General features: G+C 36.7%; 21 protein-coding genes and 1 pseudogene. 19 read left to right on the forward strand and 3 right to left on the reverse strand.

Going from position 1 to position 21,250, the window contains the following annotated elements; all coding sequences use genetic code 11:
* Positions 1-3: 3 nt before the first annotated feature.
* The 12 genes and pseudogenes from pheA to yajC all read left to right on the forward strand — a co-directional run bounded on the left by pheA (position 4) and on the right by yajC (position 9,713).
* Positions 4-891 carry a prephenate dehydratase gene (pheA, locus tag C1A05_RS03965; protein ID WP_102026897.1) on the forward strand — a complete coding sequence of 296 codons (888 nt, stop codon included), beginning with the start codon at positions 4-6 and terminating at the stop codon, positions 889-891.
* A 167-nt stretch (positions 892-1,058) separates the two neighbouring features.
* On the forward strand, positions 1,059-2,105 hold the full coding sequence (locus C1A05_RS03970; protein ID WP_159461992.1) for a LysM peptidoglycan-binding domain-containing protein: 1,047 nt from the start codon (positions 1,059-1,061) through the stop codon (positions 2,103-2,105).
* A gap of 164 nt (positions 2,106-2,269) precedes the next feature.
* Positions 2,270-2,830, forward strand: a pseudogene (locus C1A05_RS18240) (phosphotransferase); the annotation flags it as partial.
* 264 nt (positions 2,831-3,094) lie between these two features.
* Positions 3,095-3,826, forward strand: a complete 732-nt coding sequence (nadE, locus tag C1A05_RS18245; protein WP_234998362.1) for an NAD(+) synthase — start codon at positions 3,095-3,097, stop codon at positions 3,824-3,826.
* Between the two features lie 67 nt (positions 3,827-3,893).
* A complete protein-coding gene (locus tag C1A05_RS03980; protein ID WP_159461993.1) occupies positions 3,894-4,394 on the forward strand; it encodes a YhcN/YlaJ family sporulation lipoprotein in 501 nt (166 codons plus the stop codon).
* Positions 4,395-4,535: 141 nt separating this feature from the next.
* Complete coding sequence (locus tag C1A05_RS03985) at positions 4,536-5,066, forward strand: BofC C-terminal domain-containing protein (protein WP_102026901.1); 531 nt, start codon at positions 4,536-4,538, stop codon at positions 5,064-5,066.
* Positions 5,067-5,267: 201 nt separating this feature from the next.
* Complete coding sequence (gene ruvA / locus C1A05_RS03990) at positions 5,268-5,888, forward strand: Holliday junction branch migration protein RuvA (protein ID WP_102026902.1); 621 nt, start codon at positions 5,268-5,270, stop codon at positions 5,886-5,888.
* A gap of 126 nt (positions 5,889-6,014) precedes the next feature.
* A complete protein-coding gene (ruvB, locus tag C1A05_RS03995; RefSeq protein ID WP_102026903.1) occupies positions 6,015-7,019 on the forward strand; it encodes a Holliday junction branch migration DNA helicase RuvB in 1,005 nt (334 codons plus the stop codon).
* Positions 7,012-7,212, forward strand: coding sequence for a DUF2905 domain-containing protein (locus C1A05_RS04000; RefSeq protein ID WP_102026904.1), 201 nt, complete (start codon positions 7,012-7,014; stop codon positions 7,210-7,212). Before ruvB ends, C1A05_RS04000 begins: the two co-directional genes overlap by 8 nt.
* Positions 7,213-7,239: 27 nt before the next feature.
* The gene (gene queA / locus C1A05_RS04005) at positions 7,240-8,268 is read left to right on the forward strand and encodes a tRNA preQ1(34) S-adenosylmethionine ribosyltransferase-isomerase QueA (RefSeq protein ID WP_102026905.1); all 1,029 of its coding nucleotides are present in this window, start codon (positions 7,240-7,242) and stop codon (positions 8,266-8,268) included.
* 20 nt (positions 8,269-8,288) lie between these two features.
* Positions 8,289-9,428: a tRNA guanosine(34) transglycosylase Tgt gene (gene tgt, locus C1A05_RS04010; protein WP_102026906.1), complete on the forward strand. Its 1,140-nt coding sequence runs from the start codon at positions 8,289-8,291 to the stop codon at positions 9,426-9,428.
* 24 nt (positions 9,429-9,452) lie between these two features.
* On the forward strand, positions 9,453-9,713 hold the full coding sequence (yajC, locus tag C1A05_RS04015; protein ID WP_102026907.1) for a preprotein translocase subunit YajC: 261 nt from the start codon (positions 9,453-9,455) through the stop codon (positions 9,711-9,713).
* A gap of 240 nt (positions 9,714-9,953) precedes the next feature.
* On the opposite strand, the gene C1A05_RS04020 is transcribed toward yajC, so the two are convergent.
* Positions 9,954-10,325 carry a TIGR04086 family membrane protein gene (locus C1A05_RS04020; protein WP_102026908.1) on the reverse strand — a complete coding sequence of 124 codons (372 nt, stop codon included), beginning with the start codon at positions 10,323-10,325 and terminating at the stop codon, positions 9,954-9,956.
* A 121-nt stretch (positions 10,326-10,446) separates the two neighbouring features.
* Between C1A05_RS04020 and C1A05_RS04025 the strand changes: the two genes are divergently transcribed.
* Entirely contained in the window at positions 10,447-11,751 is a 1,305-nt protein-coding gene (locus C1A05_RS04025; RefSeq protein ID WP_102026909.1) for an ArsB/NhaD family transporter, read from the forward strand.
* A 95-nt stretch (positions 11,752-11,846) separates the two neighbouring features.
* Entirely contained in the window at positions 11,847-12,500 is a 654-nt protein-coding gene (locus C1A05_RS04030; protein WP_102027356.1) for a DUF421 domain-containing protein, read from the forward strand.
* Between the two features lie 70 nt (positions 12,501-12,570).
* Here the strand turns inward: C1A05_RS04030 and C1A05_RS04035 are convergent, their stop codons facing one another.
* Both C1A05_RS04035 and spoVB read right to left on the reverse strand, forming a co-directional pair.
* The gene (locus tag C1A05_RS04035; protein ID WP_102026910.1) at positions 12,571-13,188 is read right to left on the reverse strand and encodes a DedA family protein; all 618 of its coding nucleotides are present in this window, start codon (positions 13,186-13,188) and stop codon (positions 12,571-12,573) included.
* 26 nt (positions 13,189-13,214) lie between these two features.
* The gene (spoVB, locus tag C1A05_RS04040; RefSeq protein WP_102026911.1) at positions 13,215-14,762 is read right to left on the reverse strand and encodes a stage V sporulation protein B; all 1,548 of its coding nucleotides are present in this window, start codon (positions 14,760-14,762) and stop codon (positions 13,215-13,217) included.
* Between the two features lie 210 nt (positions 14,763-14,972).
* Here spoVB and C1A05_RS04045 point away from each other — a divergent pair, with 210 nt between their 5' ends.
* The 5 genes from C1A05_RS04045 to C1A05_RS04065 all read left to right on the forward strand — a co-directional run bounded on the left by C1A05_RS04045 (position 14,973) and on the right by C1A05_RS04065 (position 21,023).
* On the forward strand, positions 14,973-15,266 hold the full coding sequence (locus C1A05_RS04045; protein ID WP_102026912.1) for a post-transcriptional regulator: 294 nt from the start codon (positions 14,973-14,975) through the stop codon (positions 15,264-15,266).
* A 153-nt stretch (positions 15,267-15,419) separates the two neighbouring features.
* A complete protein-coding gene (gene secDF, locus C1A05_RS04050; RefSeq protein ID WP_102026913.1) occupies positions 15,420-17,669 on the forward strand; it encodes a protein translocase subunit SecDF in 2,250 nt (749 codons plus the stop codon).
* 110 nt (positions 17,670-17,779) lie between these two features.
* On the forward strand, positions 17,780-18,115 hold the full coding sequence (locus tag C1A05_RS04055; protein ID WP_102026914.1) for a LapA family protein: 336 nt from the start codon (positions 17,780-17,782) through the stop codon (positions 18,113-18,115).
* Between the two features lie 69 nt (positions 18,116-18,184).
* A complete protein-coding gene (recJ, locus tag C1A05_RS04060; RefSeq protein WP_102026915.1) occupies positions 18,185-20,521 on the forward strand; it encodes a single-stranded-DNA-specific exonuclease RecJ in 2,337 nt (778 codons plus the stop codon).
* On the forward strand, positions 20,511-21,023 hold the full coding sequence (locus C1A05_RS04065) for an adenine phosphoribosyltransferase (protein ID WP_102026916.1): 513 nt from the start codon (positions 20,511-20,513) through the stop codon (positions 21,021-21,023). Before recJ ends, C1A05_RS04065 begins: the two co-directional genes overlap by 11 nt.
* Positions 21,024-21,250: the final 227 nt, after the last annotated feature.

Below are 21,250 nucleotides of genomic sequence, written 5' to 3' on the forward strand. Positions count from 1 at the left end.
ATAATGAAAGTAGGGTATTTAGGTCCGAAGGGTACGTTTACAAAAATGGCAGTGGACGCAATCTTTCCAAATGATGAACATGTTGGATACGATACGATTCCAGCAAGTATTGATGCTGTGGATAAAAGGGAAGTAGATTTCGGTGTTGTGCCAATTGAGAATGCCATTGAAGGTTCTGTGAATTTAACATTAGATTATTTAATCCACCAAGTCCAATTACCAATTGTCTCGGAAGTAGCTGTTCCAATCAAACAGCATTTGTTTGTTCATCCTACATTTAATGGTAAGCTAACAGATATTGAAGTCGTCTATTCGCATAGACAAGCAATCGCTCAATGTCATCAATTTCTTTATCAAAATATGCCAAATGCAAAAATCACCTACACAGATTCAACCTCTTATGCTGCAGAATTTGTTCGTGAGGTTGGTGGAAATGTAGCGGCAATTGGCAATGAACTTGCAGCTAGAGAATTTGGCTTAAAAACAATGGAAAAGGCCATACATGATTATGAAAATAATTACACACGATTTGTTGTTCTACATAAAGAAAATGAGCCAAAAACGTTATCCCATTTGGAGGATAGCGGTTATAAAACAACCGTATTGATTACCCTACCTAGAGATTATGCAGGAGCTCTTCATCAAGTTTTATCTGCTTTTTCTTGGAGAAGAATGAACCTATCTAAAATAGAGTCTCGTCCTATGAAAACGGGCTTAGGTAACTACTTTTTTATTATTGATGTTAATCAAGCCTATGATGATGTTCTTTTCCCTGGAGTACAAGCTGAATTAGGAGCTTTAGGCTGTAAGATGAAAATCCTTGGCACCTACCCTACCTATGTTCTTTCAGAAGCGGAATTAGAACATGTTGTCACTCCTGAATATAAATAACTTTAAAACAACCCAATCAAATATGGGTTGTTTTTTTATTAATAAATTTAGCTTATCCAAATAGAAAAAATTAGACGAATGGCTCAACATTTTCAAAATCGCGCATATGTTGATATTGATATGGGTCCGAACTAAATAACACCATGAGAAGGAAAGGGGCAATGTCTGTGAAGATTCATGTAGTACAATCAGGAGATACATTAGCTAAGATTGCTGAAAAATATGACGTTGATGTGGATAAAATAAAAGAATTTAATAAACAACTTGCTAACCCAGACAACATTGTAGTTGGAATGAAAATTAAGATTCCAACTGTATCAAAGCCAGTTAAAATGGAGAGAAAAGAAGGACAAATGCCAATCCAGAAAGAAGCGAAGAAGCAGGTGCAGCATCCATACAAAGATCTCTCTCCACAAGCAAAACCAGTAGTCGAGGAGGATGAAATAACACCTATGGAAAAGCAGCTTAAGCCCTATACGAAAGAAGCACCAAAGGTTCAAGCACCAATGGTAGAGCAACCAAAAGCGGTTGCGCCTGCAGTTGATCAACAACCATCTATCCCTAGTATGCCTCATATTGAATACGATGAATCCAGTGACCATTACTACTTTAATCAATTCCAAGTTTCGATGCCAACCTATTATCAAAAGCCGACCGTCCCATATTATCCAATGATGGGGCATCATCATTTCTATCATCACAAACCGAAAAGTCCGTGTGGATGTGGTTGTGGTTCACCAGCACACAATGTAGCTACGTATTATATGCCGGTTTACCCAATGCAACAACAACCATACATGACGGAAATGAATCAGTATCAAATGTTTGCACAACCAACTACAATGGGAGCTCACGAAGGATATAATCAAGGTCAATATCCTGAAATGAATCATGATGAGGACTCATCCTCTCTTGAGATGCCAGAAATGCCGACAGAAATGAACACAGCGACACAAGCTCCACCACAACCTAATTACCCGGCACAAAACTGGCAAGGTGCAAATCCGATGCAAAATTATTGGGGGGCACCACAGCATGGGATGATGCCAAATTCCTATCCAGGAATGCAAGGATATCCAATGCAAATGGGAGGAGCTCAGCCTTATGCTAATTTCCCATATGCGGGTTATGGATATGGGGCTAATCAACCCAACATGCAATCCCCACAAAGTCATACGAATCCAATGGATAATTGGGATTGGGATGAAGATTGAGCAATCAAAATTGGAGGGACGATTCGTTTCTGAATCGTCTCCGTATTTTTTTAAAGCAAAAAGGAGACCTCGAGGTCCAAAGCATCATCCCAATCAAGAAAAATGTTTATAAAGTATTTGGTAATCAAAAGTGGTGGATTGTAAAATGCCTTTATGATCACAATATGCAAAAATTATGGTCTTTATTTGAAAAATTACCATCCAAAAATACGTTTGTTACCTTTGTTCCATTTCCAAATGATAAATTGTGGCTAGAGGATGTAAGGGGGCACAAATGGTGTTTGATGCCTTTTATTGAAGGGAGTAAATTGTCTTTTCGTAATGAACAGGACCGCTTACACGCAATCGACTTACTGGTCGATTTTCACAAGGAAGCGAAAGGACTTAAAATAAAAAGTTATAATAAAAGATCTTTTGTTGAAAAATTAGAACATAGATATAAACGATTTACGGAGACAAAGCATATCTTTACAAGGTTAGGCTTCTCCTTTTTTTATAAAAAAATGGATAAAGAATTACGACAAAGATTAGAAACCATACGTCAGCTTAAGTGGGATAAGCTGGAACAAAAAGCCAAACGAAGAAAGACAATAATCCATGGAGATTCTGCTTCACATAATTTTCTTCAAAGTGCAGAGGAGGTCTATTTAATTGACTTCGACCTTGTACAATACGCTCCATATGAATATGAATGGATTCAACTAGCTCAACGGTTTATGTTTGATGGGGTCGATTCCTATGAAGCGCTTCTTTCCTATCCTATTTTTAATAGCTATAAAGATAATATGTATTTTCAGTATGGTGTTAAGTTTCCTGGTGATTTAGTAAGGGAATGGCTACATTTCCTGCAGCGAATCGATTCAGAACATGAGCTAAGAGGCTATTTGCAACAATTTGAGCAGAAATGGAATCAACGTTCTCGTAATTTCAAAAGAAACCAAAATAGTGCTATAATTGATTATTATGGAAAAAAAGAGGGGACTAGTATAATGAAAAACCATATCGAAAACGTAATAAACTGGTTGAGACAACAAGTACAAGATGCTGGTGTAAATGGACTTGTAGTTGGTATTAGTGGTGGAATTGATTCCGCTGTAGTCGCACATTTGATTCAGCGTGCTTTCCCTGAGGATTCCTTAGGAGTCATAATGCCGTGTAAAAGTAATCCAGAAGATGCAAAATATGCTCAGATGGTAGTAGATTCATCGGGTATTAACAGTATGACAGTTGATTTAACAGAAACACATGACGTGATGTTTCATACCATAAAGAGCGCAACGTCCGAATGGAATGAGGAGCAAGAAAAGCTTGCGGATGCAAACCTTCGTGCAAGATTAAGAATGAGTACCTTATATACAGTAGCTACCAATTATAAATTTCTTGTAGTAGGCACGGATAATGCAGCCGAATGGCATACGGGATATTTTACTAAGTTTGGCGATGGTGGTGTAGACTTAGTACCCCTTATTCACTTTACGAAAGGGGAAGTACGTGAGTTAGCGAAGGAATTAGGTGTGCCAGATGAAATCATCAATAAAGCTCCAAGTGCTGGCTTATGGGAAGGTCAGACGGACGAAAATGAAATGGGTACGACATACGATATGATTGATCGTTATTTAAAGGGAGAAGATGTGCCTGAGAAAGACAAACAAATCATTGAACGCATGCATCATAACACTGCGCATAAACGGGCGTTGCCCAAAGCTCCCCCAAAATTTTAAGTAAAAAAAGAACTGCGTTTAAAATATCCCCATCTTCACAAAATAAGTGTAAGAGGGGGTGTTTTATTTGCGAAAAGGTTTAGTTGTTCTGTTAACGACATTAAGTATTATTACGGTTGGTTGCGGGGATGAAGCAGAAAGTCAACGAACAGACCCTATGACACAGCCAGTTCAATACAAAAACAATTCCAATAATAGTGGCAGAGAGACAGATAATAATTGGAATAGGACGCAAATGCCATTGAGTGCTCCTCAGAACGATGATGCGAAACAAAATGCAGCCTCATATGGCGATAGTGGTGAAATTAAATTAGCAAATAAAATAAGAAATGAAATTAAAGATATACCTGGTATCCATGATGTCCAAACAACGGTTACGGACAAAACCGTTCATGTTGCCTTGGATACTGAAGACGAATTTAGGGGAAATCCAAATTTGTTAAACAAGGTAAGAAGTCGAGTGCAACAACTAGTTGGTGAGCGAGATCTACGAATTTATACGGATGGTGCTTATTTTGATCGCATGCGAAATATGAGCACTAATCCAGAAATGAGATTTGAACCATAAATAAATGAGGCCAATGTATATTGGCCTCGTTTTATAGATGAAGCTTGCAATTTCAGGTTTAAGATTAAAAGTTGTAATTATGGACAAAATAGAACTAGCAGGTAATTTGTACATAAATTTCTATAAAGAAGGGTGTAGGAAATGAAAAAAATTACTTTTCTTTTCCCTATTGCTGCTATTTTCATAAGTATTGTTTCCATACATACCTTTGCAGGCGAGGATGTAGAGAATGATAAGCCTTCATGGCAACGAGATCCTTTAGTTTTAGAAGTGGTTCTTCAAAAACAATACATAGACGGCAGTATGGAACAAGAAACAAAAGAACAAACCGTTTGGTCATTAGAAGATTTCTGGGCAGGTTATGCAGATTGGACTGTTATGGAACAAGAAGAAGGTAGAGTGGTTTTTCAAAAAAAGATTAACGACCTATCCCCAACAGTGAAACAAAATGGCTATTTTGGTTTAGATGAAAACAATGTTTTATCCATTTTTGACGGTAAACCAGAGAACGATAATGTTATTAAAGCATTTTATCAAATTAATGTAGAAAAACTGGAAAGTTATCGAATGGATCAGCTCGAAAAAGGAATTAAAATCAATAAGAAGGATACCTTTGATAATGTCATGGAAACATTTAAGGAATTTGCGAGTAGCGAACCGGTCAATGATTGACGGAAAAAATCAAGGCTGTAATTTTGTAAGTTTGTTAATTAATAAGACGCTCGTGAAATTTGAAGTGATATAAAATGTTAGTAAAGTGCCTGTTACGAGAATGTGAGTGATGTAACAGGTGCTTTTTTTGTGCTACAATAGACAGTAGAGAAAGTTTGTTCTCCTTTTAGAAAAATTGGTAGTGAAAATGAGGGATCACAAATGTATGCATTTATAGAAGGTATGGTAGACTCTATTGAGGATTCCAATGTTGTCATTGTAGCGAATGGAGTTGGCTACGAAATAACGTGTGCCAATCCTTTTCAATTTCAAAGCGCAATTAATGATACAGTGAAAATATATACGTACCATTATGTAAGAGAAGATCAGCAATTGCTATTTGGCTTCAAGCAAAAAGAAGACAAGACGTTATTTGCCAAGCTTCTTAATGTATCCGGTATCGGCCCTAAAAGTGCACTTAGTATTTTAGCAACTACTAGTGCAGGACATGTAGCAGCAGCCATTGAACAGGAGGATGAAAAGTTTTTAACCAGTTTTCCTGGTGTAGGAAAAAAGACAGCAAGGCAAATGATTTTGGATTTAAAAGGTAAAGTTACAGAGTGGTTAGGGGATGAGAGACAGTCTGTACCGAATGATCCGAATGGCGAATCTGTAGGGAACAATCAAACTTCACAAATGTTAGAGGAAGCAATGGGAGCATTAAGCTCATTAGGATATTCGGATCGTGAAATCAAGCGAATCTTACCAGCATTAAAGAAAGCTTCATGTAGTACAGTTGATGATTTTATTAAAAAGGGTCTTTCCTTAATGATGGAGCAGTAAACAAAATGACATTATAGTTGCTATAGCGTAAAATCACTCTGAACCCAAAGATTACTGTCAAACTTACAAAAATTTCGATTGGGTTACAAGAGTTACTTACGCTTTTCTTCATAAAGGGGTGATTACATGGACGAGCGAATGATTTCAGGTGAACTGCAGGAAGAGGATGCAGCGGTTGAATATAGTTTACGTCCAGAAACGTTAGCGCAATATATTGGACAATCCAAAACAAAAGAAAACCTATCCATATTTATTGAAGCGGCAAAAATGCGAAACGAGCCACTGGATCATGTTTTATTATATGGGCCGCCTGGTTTGGGAAAAACAACATTAGCTTCCATTATTGCAAATGAAATGGGAGTTCAATTTCGTGCTACATCTGGACCGGCCGTTGAGAGAGCAGGGGATTTAGCAGCGATTTTATCTTCATTAAACCCGGGAGACGTACTGTTTATTGATGAAATCCATCGTTTACCCCGTTCTGTGGAAGAGGTTTTATATTCTGCTATGGAGGACTTCTTTATTGATATTGTCATTGGTTCTGGCTCTAGTGCGCGGTCTGTTCGACTAGACCTACCTCCATTCACACTTGTTGGTGCGACAACAAGAGCAGGCTTACTTACGGCACCACTGCGGGATCGGTTTGGCGTACTATGTCGTCTGGAATATTATGAAACAAAGGATTTATGTGCTATTGTAACAAGAACAGCCGATATATTTCATGTAGGTATTCAGGAAGATGCCGCAATAGAAATAGCTAGACGATCAAGAGGAACGCCACGTATTGCAAATCGTCTGTTAAAACGTGTTCGAGATATAGCGCAAGTAGATGGAGAAGATTTAATCTCTTTAGAAACTACAAGAAAAGCGTTAAAAATGCTACAGGTGGATGCAATGGGGCTAGACCATATTGATCATAAGTTTTTGCTAGCTATTATCGATAAATTTCGGGGTGGACCTGTTGGACTAGATACAATTGCAGCAACAATTGGTGAAGAATCACAAACGATAGAAGATGTGTATGAACCCTTTTTATTACAAATTGGGTTTATCCAGCGTACTCCAAGGGGGAGAATCGTTACACCTCTAGCATACGAGCATTTTAATCGGGAGGTTCCTAAGATTGAATGATTTCGGGAAAATTTTCGTTATCATCGGTATTGTTTTTGTGGTAATTGGACTGATTTGGAGTTTGATTGGGAAGTTGCCAGGTGATTTTACGTTTAAAAAAGGTAATGTCACCTTCTTTTTCCCGATTATGACCTCGATAGTAGTGAGTATTATCTTATCTGTTATTTTTTATATAATAGGGAAATTTAAGTAATAAACTTAGACGTTAGGGAGATACATAATGAAAGTAGAAGACTTTGACTTTAATTTACCAGAGAAACTAATTGCTCAAACACCTTTGAAGGATCGTAGCTCATCCAGATTGATGGTTTTAAATCGTGAAGAAGGAACAATTCAACACGAAACCTTTCGCTCTGTTAAGGAGTTTTTAAAGCCTGGTGATTGTTTAGTATTAAACAACACAAAAGTCCTTCCTGCACGAGTTTTTGGTATCAAAAAGGATACTGGCGCTAAAGTGGAAGTGCTATTACTTCACCAACAGGAGGAAGACGAATGGGAAGTATTAGTTAAACCTGCTAGAAAAGTAAAGATTGGTACAGAAATAGACTTTGGGGAAGGGTTATTAACTGCTACTTGTACAGGTGAAAAGGATCATGGTGGCAGGATTTTAAAGTTTCGCTATGATGGTATTTTTTACGAAATCTTAAGTCAATTAGGAGAAATGCCACTACCACCATATATTAAAGAACAATTAGAAGATAAAGACCGTTATCAAACGGTTTATGCAAAAGAGGAAGGATCCGCTGCAGCCCCAACGGCAGGGTTACATTTTACTACGGATTTATTACAAGAAATAGAAGAGATGGGTGTACATATCGCTTATATTACCTTACATGTTGGATTAGGTACCTTTCGTCCGGTTTCCGTAGAATCAATCGAAAATCATGAAATGCATGCGGAATTTTACCATGTGGATGAGGATACGGCAGCCCTTCTTAATCAGGTTCGAAGTAATGGGGGGCGAATTATTACAGTTGGGACAACCTCTACTAGAACATTAGAGACGATTGCAAGAGATTATAATGGCAAGTTTATGCAAGCTAGTGGCTGGACGGACATTTTTATTTATCCACCATATGAGTTTAAAGCGATTGATGGATTAATTACAAACTTCCATCTACCAAAGTCTACCTTAATCATGCTAATAAGCGCTTTCGCAGGACGAGCGATTGTTTTGAGAGCATATAACGAAGCAGTAGAAAAAGAATATCGCTTTTTTAGTTTTGGAGATGCAATGCTAATTCTTTAGCATATAGGAGAGTGACATACATGGCAGCAATTACTTATGAATTCATAAAAGAATGCAAACAAACAGGAGCTAGACTGGGGAAGGTTCATACCCCTCATGGCTCGTTTGATACACCTGTGTTTATGCCGGTAGGTACGTTAGCTACGGTAAAAACGATGAGCCCTGAAGAAATTAAAGAGATGGGCGCAAATATATTACTATCTAATACGTATCATCTATGGCTCCGACCAGGGGAAGACATCATTGAAGAGGCTGGCGGCTTACATAAATTTATGAATTGGGATGGAGCAATCTTAACGGATTCCGGTGGCTTTCAAGTGTTTAGCCTTAGTGATATGCGAGAAATTACAGAAGAAGGTGTGCATTTCCGCAACCATTTAAATGGAGAGAAGCTCTTTTTATCACCGGAAAAAGCAACCCATATTCAAAATGCACTTGGCTCAGATATTATGATGGCATTTGATGAATGTCCGCCATATCCAGCGGAATACGAATATATGAAAAATTCAGTAGAACGTACGAGTAGATGGGCAGAGCGTTGCTTAAAGGCTCATAAAAATCCAGAGAAGCAAGGATTGTTTGGAATTGTTCAAGGTGGGGAATATGAGGAATTAAGAAAACAAAGTGCTAGAGATTTAGTTTCGCTTGATTTACCAGGCTATGCAGTAGGTGGTCTTTCTGTTGGAGAGCCAAAACCAGTTATGAATCGAGTATTGGAATTTACTACTCCATTACTTCCGAAAGACAAACCTAGGTATTTAATGGGTGTGGGATCGCCCGATTCTTTAATTGACGGAGCAATAAGAGGCATAGATATGTTTGATTGCGTACTTCCTACTAGAATTGCCCGTAATGGCACTTGTATGACTTCACAAGGTAGATTAGTTGTCCGTAATGCGAAATATGCCCGAGATTTTCGACCAATTGATGAGAAATGCGATTGCTATACATGCCGTAATTATTCCAGAGCTTATATACGACATTTAATTAAAGCAAACGAAACATTCGGATTTAGACTAACTACTTATCATAATCTGCATTTTCTGGTAAAATTGATGGGACAAGTTCGTCAGGCGATACGAGACGATCGTTTAGGTGACTTTCGCGAAGAATTCTTTGAAGAGTATGGGTTTAATAAACCGAATGCGAAAAACTTCTAAGAATGGAAAGGGGTGAAATCATAGATGGAAACATTAGTTAGTTTACTACCAATTATTTTATTCTTCGTCATTTTTTACTTTATTTTAATCCGACCTCAACAAAAACGTCAAAAGCAAGTAAGAGAGATGCAAACGAGTTTGCAGAAGGATGATAAGGTTGTAACAATTGGCGGCCTACACGGAGTTGTTCATGCGCTAGATGAAGGTGTTGTTGTTATTCGCGTTGAAGATGGCACAAAACTTACATACGACCGCACAGCAATTCGTGATGTTGTTAGAGATTAATCATTGTATTAAAAAGCGCTTACCTATTCATTGTGGAGGGAAGCGCTTTTTTTGATTACGAGTATTCCTACCCTTTTATGGTTCTGTATAGGGAGGTGACGTTAATAAGTGATCCCTATCTTAGACTAGGAAAATCCAAGCCGAACGTGTCTGACAATTTTTCCGTTTTCGGCTTGGAATGAAATGATAGGATGAAGCAGCTCGAATATTCTTTCTTAAGGTTAGGAAAGCTTGATACTCCTACTCCTTCTGTGCATTCACTCCAAATATTCCACCTAGAACGGCAGTAAGTAAAAATAGTCCGTGGAATATCCACTGTTCCCCGCTAAAAATCTCGTTATAAGCCAGGAATTGATAAAGGAAAATAAATAAGCTATACCCAATACCAGTGAGTGCACCAAGCATCCATCCTTTATCCTTGCCCTTCAATCCAGCTAAAAATCCACCAACAAATAAATATAAGAGTCCCAGTCCTAGTGTAATCCACTCTAACGAACTATTGCTTAATTCTGTGTAACGAATAAATAATGCTAATACAAAACTACTTAACAACATTAGTAAGAAAATGGAGATCCATCCGTACAATAATGCAGTTAATCGAGTCAATGCCATATTCGTTCCCCCTTGTTTGTCCAATTTATCACCATTGTATTCAGAAAAAATAAAAATAGAAGCAAATATTTTTCGGTTGGACAAAATATACATGAATAAAAAAGGTAAAAGGGGAACGATTATGGAGGCGGTACTATCGATTGCCATTTTCATTCTGGCGTATTTCTTTATTATCCTTGAAAAAGTAAATAGAGCTCTTGTCGCATTAACTGGTGGCGTATTCATGTTAATTTTGGGGCTATTTGATTGGAATGATGCTTTTACTTCTTTTATTGATTGGAGTACGATCACATTACTATTTTCTATGATGGTACTAGTGTCCATTACGCAAAGGACAGGCTTTTTTGAATATATCGCCCTTGTTTTAGCGCAAAAGGTAAGAGGGGAACCAATACGATTACTCATTGTTATTGCTTGTCTTACGGCATTTGGTTCTGCATTATTAGATAATGTTACAACCGTACTATTGTTTGTACCTGTTTTATTAAAGCTAACCTCCATCTTAAATTTGCCAACTTTTCCGTACCTACTGACAATTATACTAAGCTCCAATATTGGTGGGGCCGCCACTTTAATTGGGGACCCGCCAAACATTATGATAGGTCAAGCGGTAGAACATTTTACATTTGGTTCTTTTTTAATGCATATGACACCAGTGATTGTCATTATTTTTGTCGTAACGATGTTTTTCATCGTATTATTATTTCAAAAATCACTGAAGGAGAATATCATTGATAAGCAAAAATTGGACGAACTTAACCCTGAGGAATATTTAGAAAAATCCCCGTTATTATATAAATCTTTATTTGTTTTGTTTTTAACAATTACAGGCTTCCTATTGCATCCTTTTTTACATATTGAATTAACAACAATAGCGATTAGTGGTGCATTATTATTATTGTTGTTAACCGATAACGAGTTGAATGCAGAAATAGTTTTTAAAGAGGTAGAATGGCTAACATTATTTTTCTTTATGGGATTATTTGTTTTAGTTGGTGGTCTCCAAGCAACAGGAGTTATTGAAGAAATTTCAAAGGGAATAATTTTTGTAACAGAAGGGGATTTACCAACAACAGCAATTATCATTTTGTGGGTATCTGGTTTAGCGTCCGGAATCGTCGATAATATTCCGTTTGTAGCAGCAACGATTCCGATTATCCAAGAGTTTCAAGAATACGGAATGATGAACTTAGATCCACTATGGTGGTCTTTAGCTTTAGGAGCGTGTTTAGGAGGGAATGCAACATTATTAGGTGCATCGGCAAATGTTGTCGTTGCTGGTATTGCAGCAAGTGCAGGTAAAGGCATTTCATTCTTAAAATTCATGTTGTATGGTTTTCCATTTGTTCTTTTATCTTTAGTAATATCCACGGTCTATATATTCTTCCGTTATTTACTCCCTTTTTTACAAAATACGATACAGTAATTACATACATAAGAATGAGCAAAGGTATTCATCCTAACGATGAGTACCTTTTTTATTTTGTACAAAAGAAATGAGGGCATAGAACGATGGAATGGATGGATCCAATTCTGACTATTATTACTCGAACTTTAGGTGCTTATATTGTCATCTTCTTTATTTTAAGGATTATGGGGAAAAGGGAGATTGGAGAAGTTGGTGTTTTTGATTTAGTCATCTTTTTAATGCTGGCGGAAATGGCGGTCATCTCCATTGAAAATTTAGATAAAGGATTTTTCTTTTCTATTATCCCGATGCTTCTATTGCTACTTATTCAGCGCTTTACAGCACACCTCTCCTTAAAAAGTCAGAAAGCAAGAGAAATACTAGATGGGACTTCTTCCATTCTTATTGAAAAAGGAAAGATAAATGAGAGGGAAATGAGAAGACAGCGGTACAATATTGATGATTTATTGGAGCAATTGCATGAAAACGGTATACAATTGGTTCAAGATGTAGAAATCGCAATACTGGAACCAACTGGTAAACTTTCGATTTTTGAAAAAAAGAATAAACCACTCGACATTTTTGATCCAATTATTGCTGATGGTGTAATTCAACAGAAAACATTGCAGAAAATGGGGAAGGATGAGAATTGGTTAGTGGAGGAGTTAGCCAAGCAAGGATATCATGACATAAAAAGTATATTTTATTGCTCCTTAAATAAAGATGGGAGTCTTTATGTTGATTTAAATAATACTATACAAACTTAACAAAGGGACTAAAATATCCAAACTAGAGAACTTTTTATGAGAAGTTCAGGCTAGTTTGGATTTTCTTTCGTTATTTCAATTTTTTCGAGCTTCTGTTTTTCCAAAGGTACGTAAAAGCTACTAGTACTAGTAGAAATAATGCTGCATATACGACGTTTGAATACACATCCATATAATGTACAATTGTATCCCATGATTCCCCTAAGGATGCACCTAGTAACACGAGGATGATATTCCAGATTAAAGTACCTAATGTGCTTAATAACAAGAATAACGTAAAATTCATTTTTGCGAGCCCTGCTGGTATAGAGATTAAGCTTCTAATCAAAGGGATGAAGCGACAGAAAAAGACGGCCAAGGGACCATATTTTTGAAACCAGCCTTCTGCTTTATGAATGTCCTCTTTTTTTAGACGTAGGTATTTACCCCACTTTTCAATTATTCTTTCAAGCCGCTCCAATCCAAGAAGGGCACCAAATAAATATAAAAGAATAGCCCCTACCACAGAGCCTAATGTTGCCACACATATGACGCCAACTACACTTAAATTGGAGGTAGTAGTTAGAAAACCTCCAAAGGTTAAAATGATTTCGGAAGGGATTGGTGGGAAAAGATTTTCCAAAGCAATCAACACAAAAATACCACCATACCCGTTCTCAGCCATGATATCTAATAACCAGTTTTCCATATTGTGCTCCTTTATAGCGAATTATGTTACTTTTTCTTAAAGAAAGGCAGCTGCTTTAATTCCTCTTTTGTTATAAAACGGAACAAAAATAACAAGAGGACATAAATGATTCCAATAATAAGGAATACGAATAGAAGCGTGATCCCACTCTTTTCTGCTTGCGGAAATAGGAAATATATATATTTACCAACCATATAGGTGGTTCCTAGTAATCCTAGCATTTTGATTATATCAACAAAAGGTAGTTTGAAGGAAATCGCTTTTACTAATACTGCATAATGTAAAAAGGTCACCAAAACCACCCCAACTACTATAGCGATGACAACCCCTCGTATTCCAAATTCAGGACGCGATGCTAAAATAAATAATGTGGTTAGTTTTACAATCGAACCAATTATGCTGTTATACATAGCTTGTTTTGCTAGATCAAGCGCTTGCAATGCAGCCTGTAGAGGTGCTTGAAAATAGAGTAAAATAAAAAATGGAGCCATCAATTGTACATATTTGATTGCATCCGCATCGTTATACATAAAGGTTAGAATAGGGCCAGCAAAGATAAACAATACGACTGTTGCAATACCTCCTGAAGCAAAGGACAGTCGAATCGATTGATGAATTCGAAAATGGATGAGTTTTACTTGGTTTTTTGCTCCAGCCTCACTTATGGATGGAACAAGGGCAGTGCTTAAGGAATTGGTAATAAAAGTAGGTAGAAATAACAAAGGCAACACATAACCTGTTAATTCTCCGTAAAGTGATGTTGTTTGCGAAACTGTAAAACCAGCTATAGCTAAAGCTTGTGCAACAAGTATAGGTTCTAGAAAGTGAGATAGGTTACCGACAAGTCTGCTTCCAGTAGTTGGGAGAGCAATAGACATAAGTTCCCCTAATGTCTCTCTCCCTTTTTTAAACGACTTCCAGAAGTTCTTTCTCACTCTAATTCTCTTTTTATTTTTAAATTGATAGACAATGTATGCTAAAGAACAGGCTTCCCCGATGACAACGGATATCATAGCACCACTAGCGGCAAATTCCACACCATAGGGGAGTAACGCTTTCGTTAACAATGCTACTAAGGCAATTCGAACTATTTGTTCTATTACTTGCGAGATTGCCTGTGGTTTCATATTTTGAAGCCCCAAAAAATAACCCCTTAACACTGCTGAAATTGCAACAATCGGTATTATGGGACTTATTGCAATAAGAGGATATAATGTGCGTTCATCTGTTAAAAATTGAGTTGCAACAATGGGAGCAATTAAAATATAGGCAACAGTAAAAATAGCACTCAATACTAATGTAATAGAAAATGCAATAATTAGGATGCGTTTAATTTTCAGCCGATCCCCTTGAGCATCGGCTTCTGCAACTCTTTTGGATATTGCAACAGGCAATCCAAAATGAGTCAGTGTGATAACGAGAAATAAGGTTGGCAAAGCCATCATATATAAACCTACGCCTTCTTCACCCATTATTCGTGCAACTACGATTCGGTTGATAAATCCAAGGAAACGTGTAATTAAACCCGCGATAATCAAAATTAGCGTACCTTGGATAAAGGTTTGTTTCGCCATAATAATGCCCTGCCTTCTCAAAATATTAAAAATCATATACAATGAATGTATATGCAAGGGTGTTGGTCAAGCATGACAAGCCTAGATGAAAATCATAAAATTTGTAAATATTATTTTTGCTTTCTAGCACAATCGTTTAAAATAAAAGGTACGAAGTTGGATAGAACGATAGACAATATCCGTGCTTTTTGACAAAGAGGGGGGCAATTCATGATAGAGACAAGAGCAGTTTCGAAGTGGAAACCTTTTGTTTTGCCTGTATTAAAGAGTAAAGTGGAAGAATTACATGTTTTAGGTTATGACCAAGCTGATGAAGAAAATGTGTGGGATTGCTGTCTAAAAAAAGTATGGAAAAAAGATGTGGAGTTACGATTACATCAAGTAGTTCAAGACATATTTCATCTAAGTGCAGGTACATATATGGCATATTTAACTCGTGAATTTTATCGTAATGATGATTTACTTGCACAAATCGAGGCAATTTCAGGGTTGAATAACGAATAATCATTTATGAACAACGTTTAGCTAAATGAAATTAGCTATTCTAAATCCTCTGTTAAGGCACGCACTACCTTAACAGAGGGTTCTTACGCCTTATTGGGCTGTTTGTATGATACGTTATCAATGTTATCGAACTAAAGGAGGCACTTATTCATCATGGTGAAAAGAGGTAGAATTGTTGCCTTTTTCTTGCTAACGCTTATATTTGCAGGAATTATAGGTACAACAACAACAGATATATCAAAAGGGATATCACTAGGTTTGGATTTGCAGGGTGGTTTTGAAATTTTATATGAAGTGGAACCACTAGAAGAAGGACAAGAAATTAATAGTACAGTTATGGATGCTACCGTACAAAGCCTACGGGAGCGTGTCGATGTACTAGGCGTAAATGAAACAACAATAGATATCGAGGAAGGAAATCGAATTCGCGTTCAATTAGCTGGAATTCAAAATCAAACAGAAGCACGAGAGCTTTTATCAACAGAAGCACAGCTTTCCTTTCGAGATGTAAACGATAAGGAATACTTAAACGGCACAGACATAGTCGAAGGAAGTGCAGCACAAAACTTCGACCAATATAATAAACCAAATGTAACGTTAGAATTAAAGGATAGCTCTAAATTTTTCGATGTAACGACGGAAATTTCTCAAATGACACCTAATAACAAATTGGTTATATGGATGGATTTTGATGAGGGAGATTCTTATTTAGAAGAGGTAACAAAAGAAAATCCTAAATTTATTTCCGATCCGAACGTGAACTTCCCAATTAATGACACGAGAGTTGAAATTACTGGTGACTTTACAATTGAAGAAGCAAAGCGTTTAGCAGATGTTTTAAATGCTGGTTCGCTCCCAGTAGATTTAAATGAAATCTATTCGGTTTCTGTTGGTGCTCAATTTGGAGAACAAGCGTTAGATAAGACAGTATTTGCCAGTGCAATCGGTATCGGTATTATTTTCTTGTTTATGATTTTCTATTACCGTTTACCAGGAGTTGTAGCGGTAGTAACATTGAGTGTGTACATATATTTAATTCTGCTCGTATTTAATTTAATGCATGCAGTATTAACTCTTCCTGGCTTAGCGGCATTAGTGCTGGGGGTTGGTATGGCAGTTGATGCGAACATTATTACTTATGAGCGTATAAAAGAGGAATTAAAATCAGGTAAAACGGTTGCCTCTGCGTTTAAAGCAGGGACAAGCCAATCCTTACGAGCAATTATTGACGCAAATATCACAACCTTAATTGCTGCCGTTGTTCTCTTTATGTTTGGGACTAGCACGGTTAAAGGTTTCGCTACGATGCTAATTATTAGTATTCTCGTAAGCTTCCTAACTGCGGTTTATGGAACACGATTAATGCTAGGGTTATGGGTGAAGAGTAAATACTTAAACAAGAAGAAAAGCTGGTTTGGTGTAAAAGCTTCTGAAATCAAGGATATTAACAAAGGCGAGGAAGTGGAGCCGAAGGTATTTGGTAGAAGCTTCGATGTTGTAAAACATCGCAAAAAGTTTTTTACCGCATCCATTGTTTTGGTTGCTATTGGTATTATTTCTGTAGCCCTATTCCGATTAAATTTAGGTATTGATTTTACTGCTGGATCACGGATACAAGTTTTATCGGAAAATACGATTACAGTAGAAGAAGTAAATGAACACATAGATCAATTAGGTTTTGAAGCTAAAGAGATTACACATGCTGGTGATGAAAACGAAATTGCGATGATTCGATTCGATAGTATTTTATCAGATGACGAAATTGCAAAATTAAAGGCTCACTTTACAGAAGCATATGGGAACGAGCCGAGTGTAAGTACGGTTACACCGGATGTAGCGTTAGATTTAGTGAAAAATGCCTTTTTGGCTGTTTTATATGCATCTATTGGAATAATCATTTACACGACAATCCGATTTGAATTCTATTTCGCTTTAACAGCGATTATTGCGTTATTGCATGATGCCTTCTTTATTATTGCGTTGTTTAGTATATTTAGATTGGAATTCGATATTACGATTATTGCAGCCATCTTGACTATCGTAGGGTACTCGATAAATGATACGATTGTCACCTTTGACCGAATACGCGAAAATCTAAAAATGAAAAAGCGTGTGAAAACATTTAAGGAATTGGCTGGCATCGTCAATAAGAGTATTATGCAAACTTTAACCAGAAGTATAAATACTTCGATAACGACAATATTCGCGGCATTAATGCTGCTTATTTTCGGAGCAAGCTCCATTACGTTATTTGCTTTAGCAATAGTTGTAGGCTTAATGGCAGGTACGTATTCCTCTTTATTCATTGCTGCCCAGTTATGGCTAGTATGGAGAGGGAAGAATATTGAAAGTAATCCTATCCAAACGGTTAAGAAAAAGCCGTCTGGCGGACCACAAGTATAATAGTGAAAAGATCAAATCCCTTGCCTAAGTTTTATGGTCAAGGGATTTTTCTTATATTGAAAGAATGAATAGGGGAAACTGAATTAAAGAATATAAAAGGAGGAAGCGATATGAAAGCTCAATCATCAATTATATTAGCTATTATCTTTGCTGTACTTATCGCAATCTTTGCGGTTATTAATGTAGATGCAGTTCCAGTTAATTATCTATTCGGAACAAGTGAAATTCCTCTCATATTAGTCATTCTATTCTCTGTATTAATGGGGAGTTTGCTTACAGGTGCTTTTGGGTTTGTAAAAGTATTTAAATTGCAAAAGGAAATAAAGGCATTGCGAACGAAGCAAAACAACTCTGCTACCATTATAGAGGAGGATCCTAAGTTAAGTGAGCTAGAAAAGGAACAAAATAACGTGTCTAGGGGTGAATCTAGCAATAAAGGTACATAAGACCCGTTCGAATCTGGTTTGCCACAGTTATCCACCTCTAGTATAATAACTAGGTTAGGGGTGAATTTTGTGATTGAAAGTAGTTCTAGATGGATTGTAGAAAATCCAACGAATAGCGATGCAAAAATAGAATTAAATATATCTACGATTGTAAAAGAACTCTTAATAAAAAGAGGTATTTATAATACGGAAGAAGCTAGAAAATTTTTAGAACCCAAATTAGAGGATTTACATGATCCTTTTTTATTTCCAGATATGGAAAAAGCAATAGAGCGGATAGAACAGGCTATACAAAATAGGGAAAGAATTTTAGTATTTGGAGATTATGATGCAGATGGAGTAACATCAACTTCCCTACTAGTAGAAGCTCTACGTGAAAAGGATGCATACGTGGACTATTATATTCCAAATCGATTTACAGAAGGATACGGACCGAATGAAGCGGCTTTTAGACAAGCTAAATTAGCCGAGGTCTCTTTGATTATTACAGTAGATACAGGTATTGCTGCTGTTCATGAAGCGAACGTAGCAAAAGAGCTTGGGATTGATTTAATTATTACAGATCACCATGAGGCACAAGAGGAACTCCCAAATGCATATGCCATTATTCATCCGAAATTAGCAAATACGTATCCTTTTGATGAGCTTGCCGGTGTTGGGGTTGCCTTCAAGCTTGCTCACGCACTTTTAGGTGAATTACCGTTACATTTAATTGAATTGGCGTCCATAGGTACTGTTGCGGATTTAGTTCCTTTAAAAGATGAAAACCGGATTATTGTCTATTATGGATTAAAGGCTCTTACTTCTACCCAAAGACCAGGCTTAAAAGTATTAAAAGAGTTATCTGGTATATCTGGAACCGTTACAGAGGAGCATATTGGCTTTGGTATTGGACCAAGGCTAAATGCTGTTGGAAGACTACAAGATGCCACCGTTGCAGTAGAGCTAATTTTAGAAGATGATATGGAAATCGCGACAGAAATGGCAGAAGAAGTAGATCGTTTAAACGAGGAGAGACAAAAGCTTGTTGGTGATATTGCGAATGAAGCGAAAAAAATAATAACCGATAATCACTTTGATCAACAGTCTGTCCTAATCGTTGCGCAAGAAGGATGGAACCCGGGGGTAGTAGGGATTGTTGCTTCAAGGCTTGTGAATACGTACAATAAACCAGCAATTGTTTTAGGAATAGATGCAGAAAAAGGAATAGCAAAAGGATCTGCTCGAAGTATTCCAGCATTTAACTTGTTTGAGAACTGTTTAGAGGTGAAGGATTTATTTGTAAGCTTTGGTGGACATTCTCAAGCAGCTGGTATGACGCTAACAATTGAAAATGTAGACAAGCTTAGAGATGCTTTAAATCAAATTGCTAGCGAAAAACTAACAGCAGAGGATTTCATTCCAATCACACCAATTGATATGAAAGTCGATATGGGTACCGTTTCAATGGAAACGATCGAAGAGGTGGAAAAATTAGCACCATTTGGAATGGGAAATCCAAAACCAATTTTTCAATTTGAACAAGAGATTCCAAATGAAATTCGTCAAATTGGTTCTAAATTAAATCATCTAAAAATGAACTTTCAAAAAGATGGCACATTGATTGATGTGATTGGTTTTGGGAAAGGCGGTATTTTTCATGAATTATCGTCAAAATCAAAAGTTGCTCTTGTTGGTGAGCTAGGCATTAATGAGTGGAACGGTCGAAAGAAAATGCAAATTATGTTAAAGGATTTAATGGTGAAGGAATGGCAGCTGTTCGATTACAGAGGCTCTAAACATTCCGTGAAGCAATTAGCTGAAAATCTGGATGATAGATCGATCGTAGCCTTACATTTTAAACCACTGGACAGTGAAGATCTCTGGATGAATGAGACGTTTCAATGTTGCCAAATAGAAGATTTCCTAACACGTAATATGGAAGTTGAAGAGCTGTTTATTGTTGATTTGCCAACCGAAATCGAAGAATTAGAAAAGGCGCTTAGCCGTATCTCACCTAAAAAGATTTATGTCTATTTTAAGACAAGTAAGCAAAGCTTTTTAAGTCAGCTACCGACTCGTGAGCATTTTAAACAATTTTATGCATTTATGATGAAACAAAAAGAGCTTAAAGTCCAAGATCGCCTAAGGTTTGCTCATTCACGTGGATGGTCAAAAGATTTTGTAGACTTTATAATAAAAGTGTTTTTAGAGCTTCAATTTGTTAAAATAGACAATGGAAATTTAATCTACAATCCAAATCCGATAAAGCAAGATTTAACCGAAGCATCAACGTATCAAGTGAAGCAAAAGGAAATCATAGCTGAAAAAGTTCTATATTATTCTACTTATGATGAATTAAAGACTTGGTTTTCGGAGCATATGAAGGCAAGCAATTTAGAGGAGGCTGTTTTAAATGGATTATAAGCAATATATTACTGTAGTAGAAGATTGGCCTAAAGAAGGCATTAAATTTAAAGATATTACAACATTAATGGATAATGGGAAAGCATTTAAATCTGCAGTAGATGAAATTGTAGAATATGCGAAAAAATTAGACATTGACCTTGTTGTTGGTCCAGAAGCGAGAGGCTTTATTATTGGTTGTCCAGTATCCTATGCACTTGAAGTGGGATTTGCACCTGTACGTAAGGATGGAAAGTTACCTCGAGAAGTAATAAAAGTAGACTATGGTCTAGAGTATGGTAAGGATGTTCTTACTATGCATAAAGATGCTATTAAACCTGGTCAACGTGTTTTAATTACGGATGATCTATTAGCGACTGGTGGAACTATTGAGGCAACTATAAAGCTAGTAGAGGAACTAGGTGGAGTAGTGGCAGGCTGTGCCTTTTTAATCGAGCTTGGTTATTTGCATGGTAGAGACAAATTAAACGGTTATGATGTATTAACATTAATGCAATACTAGTATAAACACTTTTGGTACATTTTTCTTCCCTTGTCATTTATTTTAGTGGCAAGGGTACTTTCATATTCAGCATGAAGAGAAAATCGACAAATTTTTTTAATTTTTGCTAGAAAATAAGTATTTTTACTTTACATTTACGTAACAAATCCATAATAATGAATAAATAATATAAAAAAATATTTATTATAATTTACGTAACAAGACAGCTCGCAAAAAAGAAAAACAGA

This window comes from Salirhabdus sp. Marseille-P4669 (assembly GCF_900240405.1).
In the GTDB taxonomy this organism is placed as follows: Bacteria; Bacillota; Bacilli; order Bacillales; family Alkalibacillaceae; genus OEQK01.

Excerpts from the sequence above, each read along its gene's own strand:
- C1A05_RS04045 (WP_102026912.1), top strand. The coding sequence starts at position 14,973 with ATGATAGAGACAAGAGCAGTTTCGAAGTGGAAACCTTTTGTTTTGCCT.
- ruvA (WP_102026902.1), top strand. The coding sequence starts at position 5,268 with ATGTATGCATTTATAGAAGGTATGGTAGACTCTATTGAGGATTCCAAT.
- tgt (WP_102026906.1), top strand. The coding sequence starts at position 8,289 with ATGGCAGCAATTACTTATGAATTCATAAAAGAATGCAAACAAACAGGA.
- ruvB (WP_102026903.1), top strand. The coding sequence starts at position 6,015 with ATGGACGAGCGAATGATTTCAGGTGAACTGCAGGAAGAGGATGCAGCG.
- C1A05_RS04065 (WP_102026916.1), top strand. The coding sequence starts at position 20,511 with ATGGATTATAAGCAATATATTACTGTAGTAGAAGATTGGCCTAAAGAA.
- spoVB (WP_102026911.1), bottom strand. The coding sequence starts at position 14,762 with ATGGCGAAACAAACCTTTATCCAAGGTACGCTAATTTTGATTATCGCG.
- pheA (WP_102026897.1), top strand. The coding sequence starts at position 4 with ATGAAAGTAGGGTATTTAGGTCCGAAGGGTACGTTTACAAAAATGGCA.
- queA (WP_102026905.1), top strand. The coding sequence starts at position 7,240 with ATGAAAGTAGAAGACTTTGACTTTAATTTACCAGAGAAACTAATTGCT.
- C1A05_RS04035 (WP_102026910.1), bottom strand. The coding sequence starts at position 13,188 with ATGGAAAACTGGTTATTAGATATCATGGCTGAGAACGGGTATGGTGGT.
- C1A05_RS04030 (WP_102027356.1), top strand. The coding sequence starts at position 11,847 with ATGGATCCAATTCTGACTATTATTACTCGAACTTTAGGTGCTTATATT.
- C1A05_RS04025 (WP_102026909.1), top strand. The coding sequence starts at position 10,447 with ATGGAGGCGGTACTATCGATTGCCATTTTCATTCTGGCGTATTTCTTT.
- C1A05_RS04020 (WP_102026908.1), bottom strand. The coding sequence starts at position 10,325 with ATGGCATTGACTCGATTAACTGCATTATTGTACGGATGGATCTCCATT.
- C1A05_RS04055 (WP_102026914.1), top strand. The coding sequence starts at position 17,780 with ATGAAAGCTCAATCATCAATTATATTAGCTATTATCTTTGCTGTACTT.
- nadE (WP_234998362.1), top strand. The coding sequence starts at position 3,095 with ATGAAAAACCATATCGAAAACGTAATAAACTGGTTGAGACAACAAGTA.
- C1A05_RS03985 (WP_102026901.1), top strand. The coding sequence starts at position 4,536 with ATGAAAAAAATTACTTTTCTTTTCCCTATTGCTGCTATTTTCATAAGT.
- secDF (WP_102026913.1), top strand. The coding sequence starts at position 15,420 with ATGGTGAAAAGAGGTAGAATTGTTGCCTTTTTCTTGCTAACGCTTATA.
- yajC (WP_102026907.1), top strand. The coding sequence starts at position 9,453 with ATGGAAACATTAGTTAGTTTACTACCAATTATTTTATTCTTCGTCATT.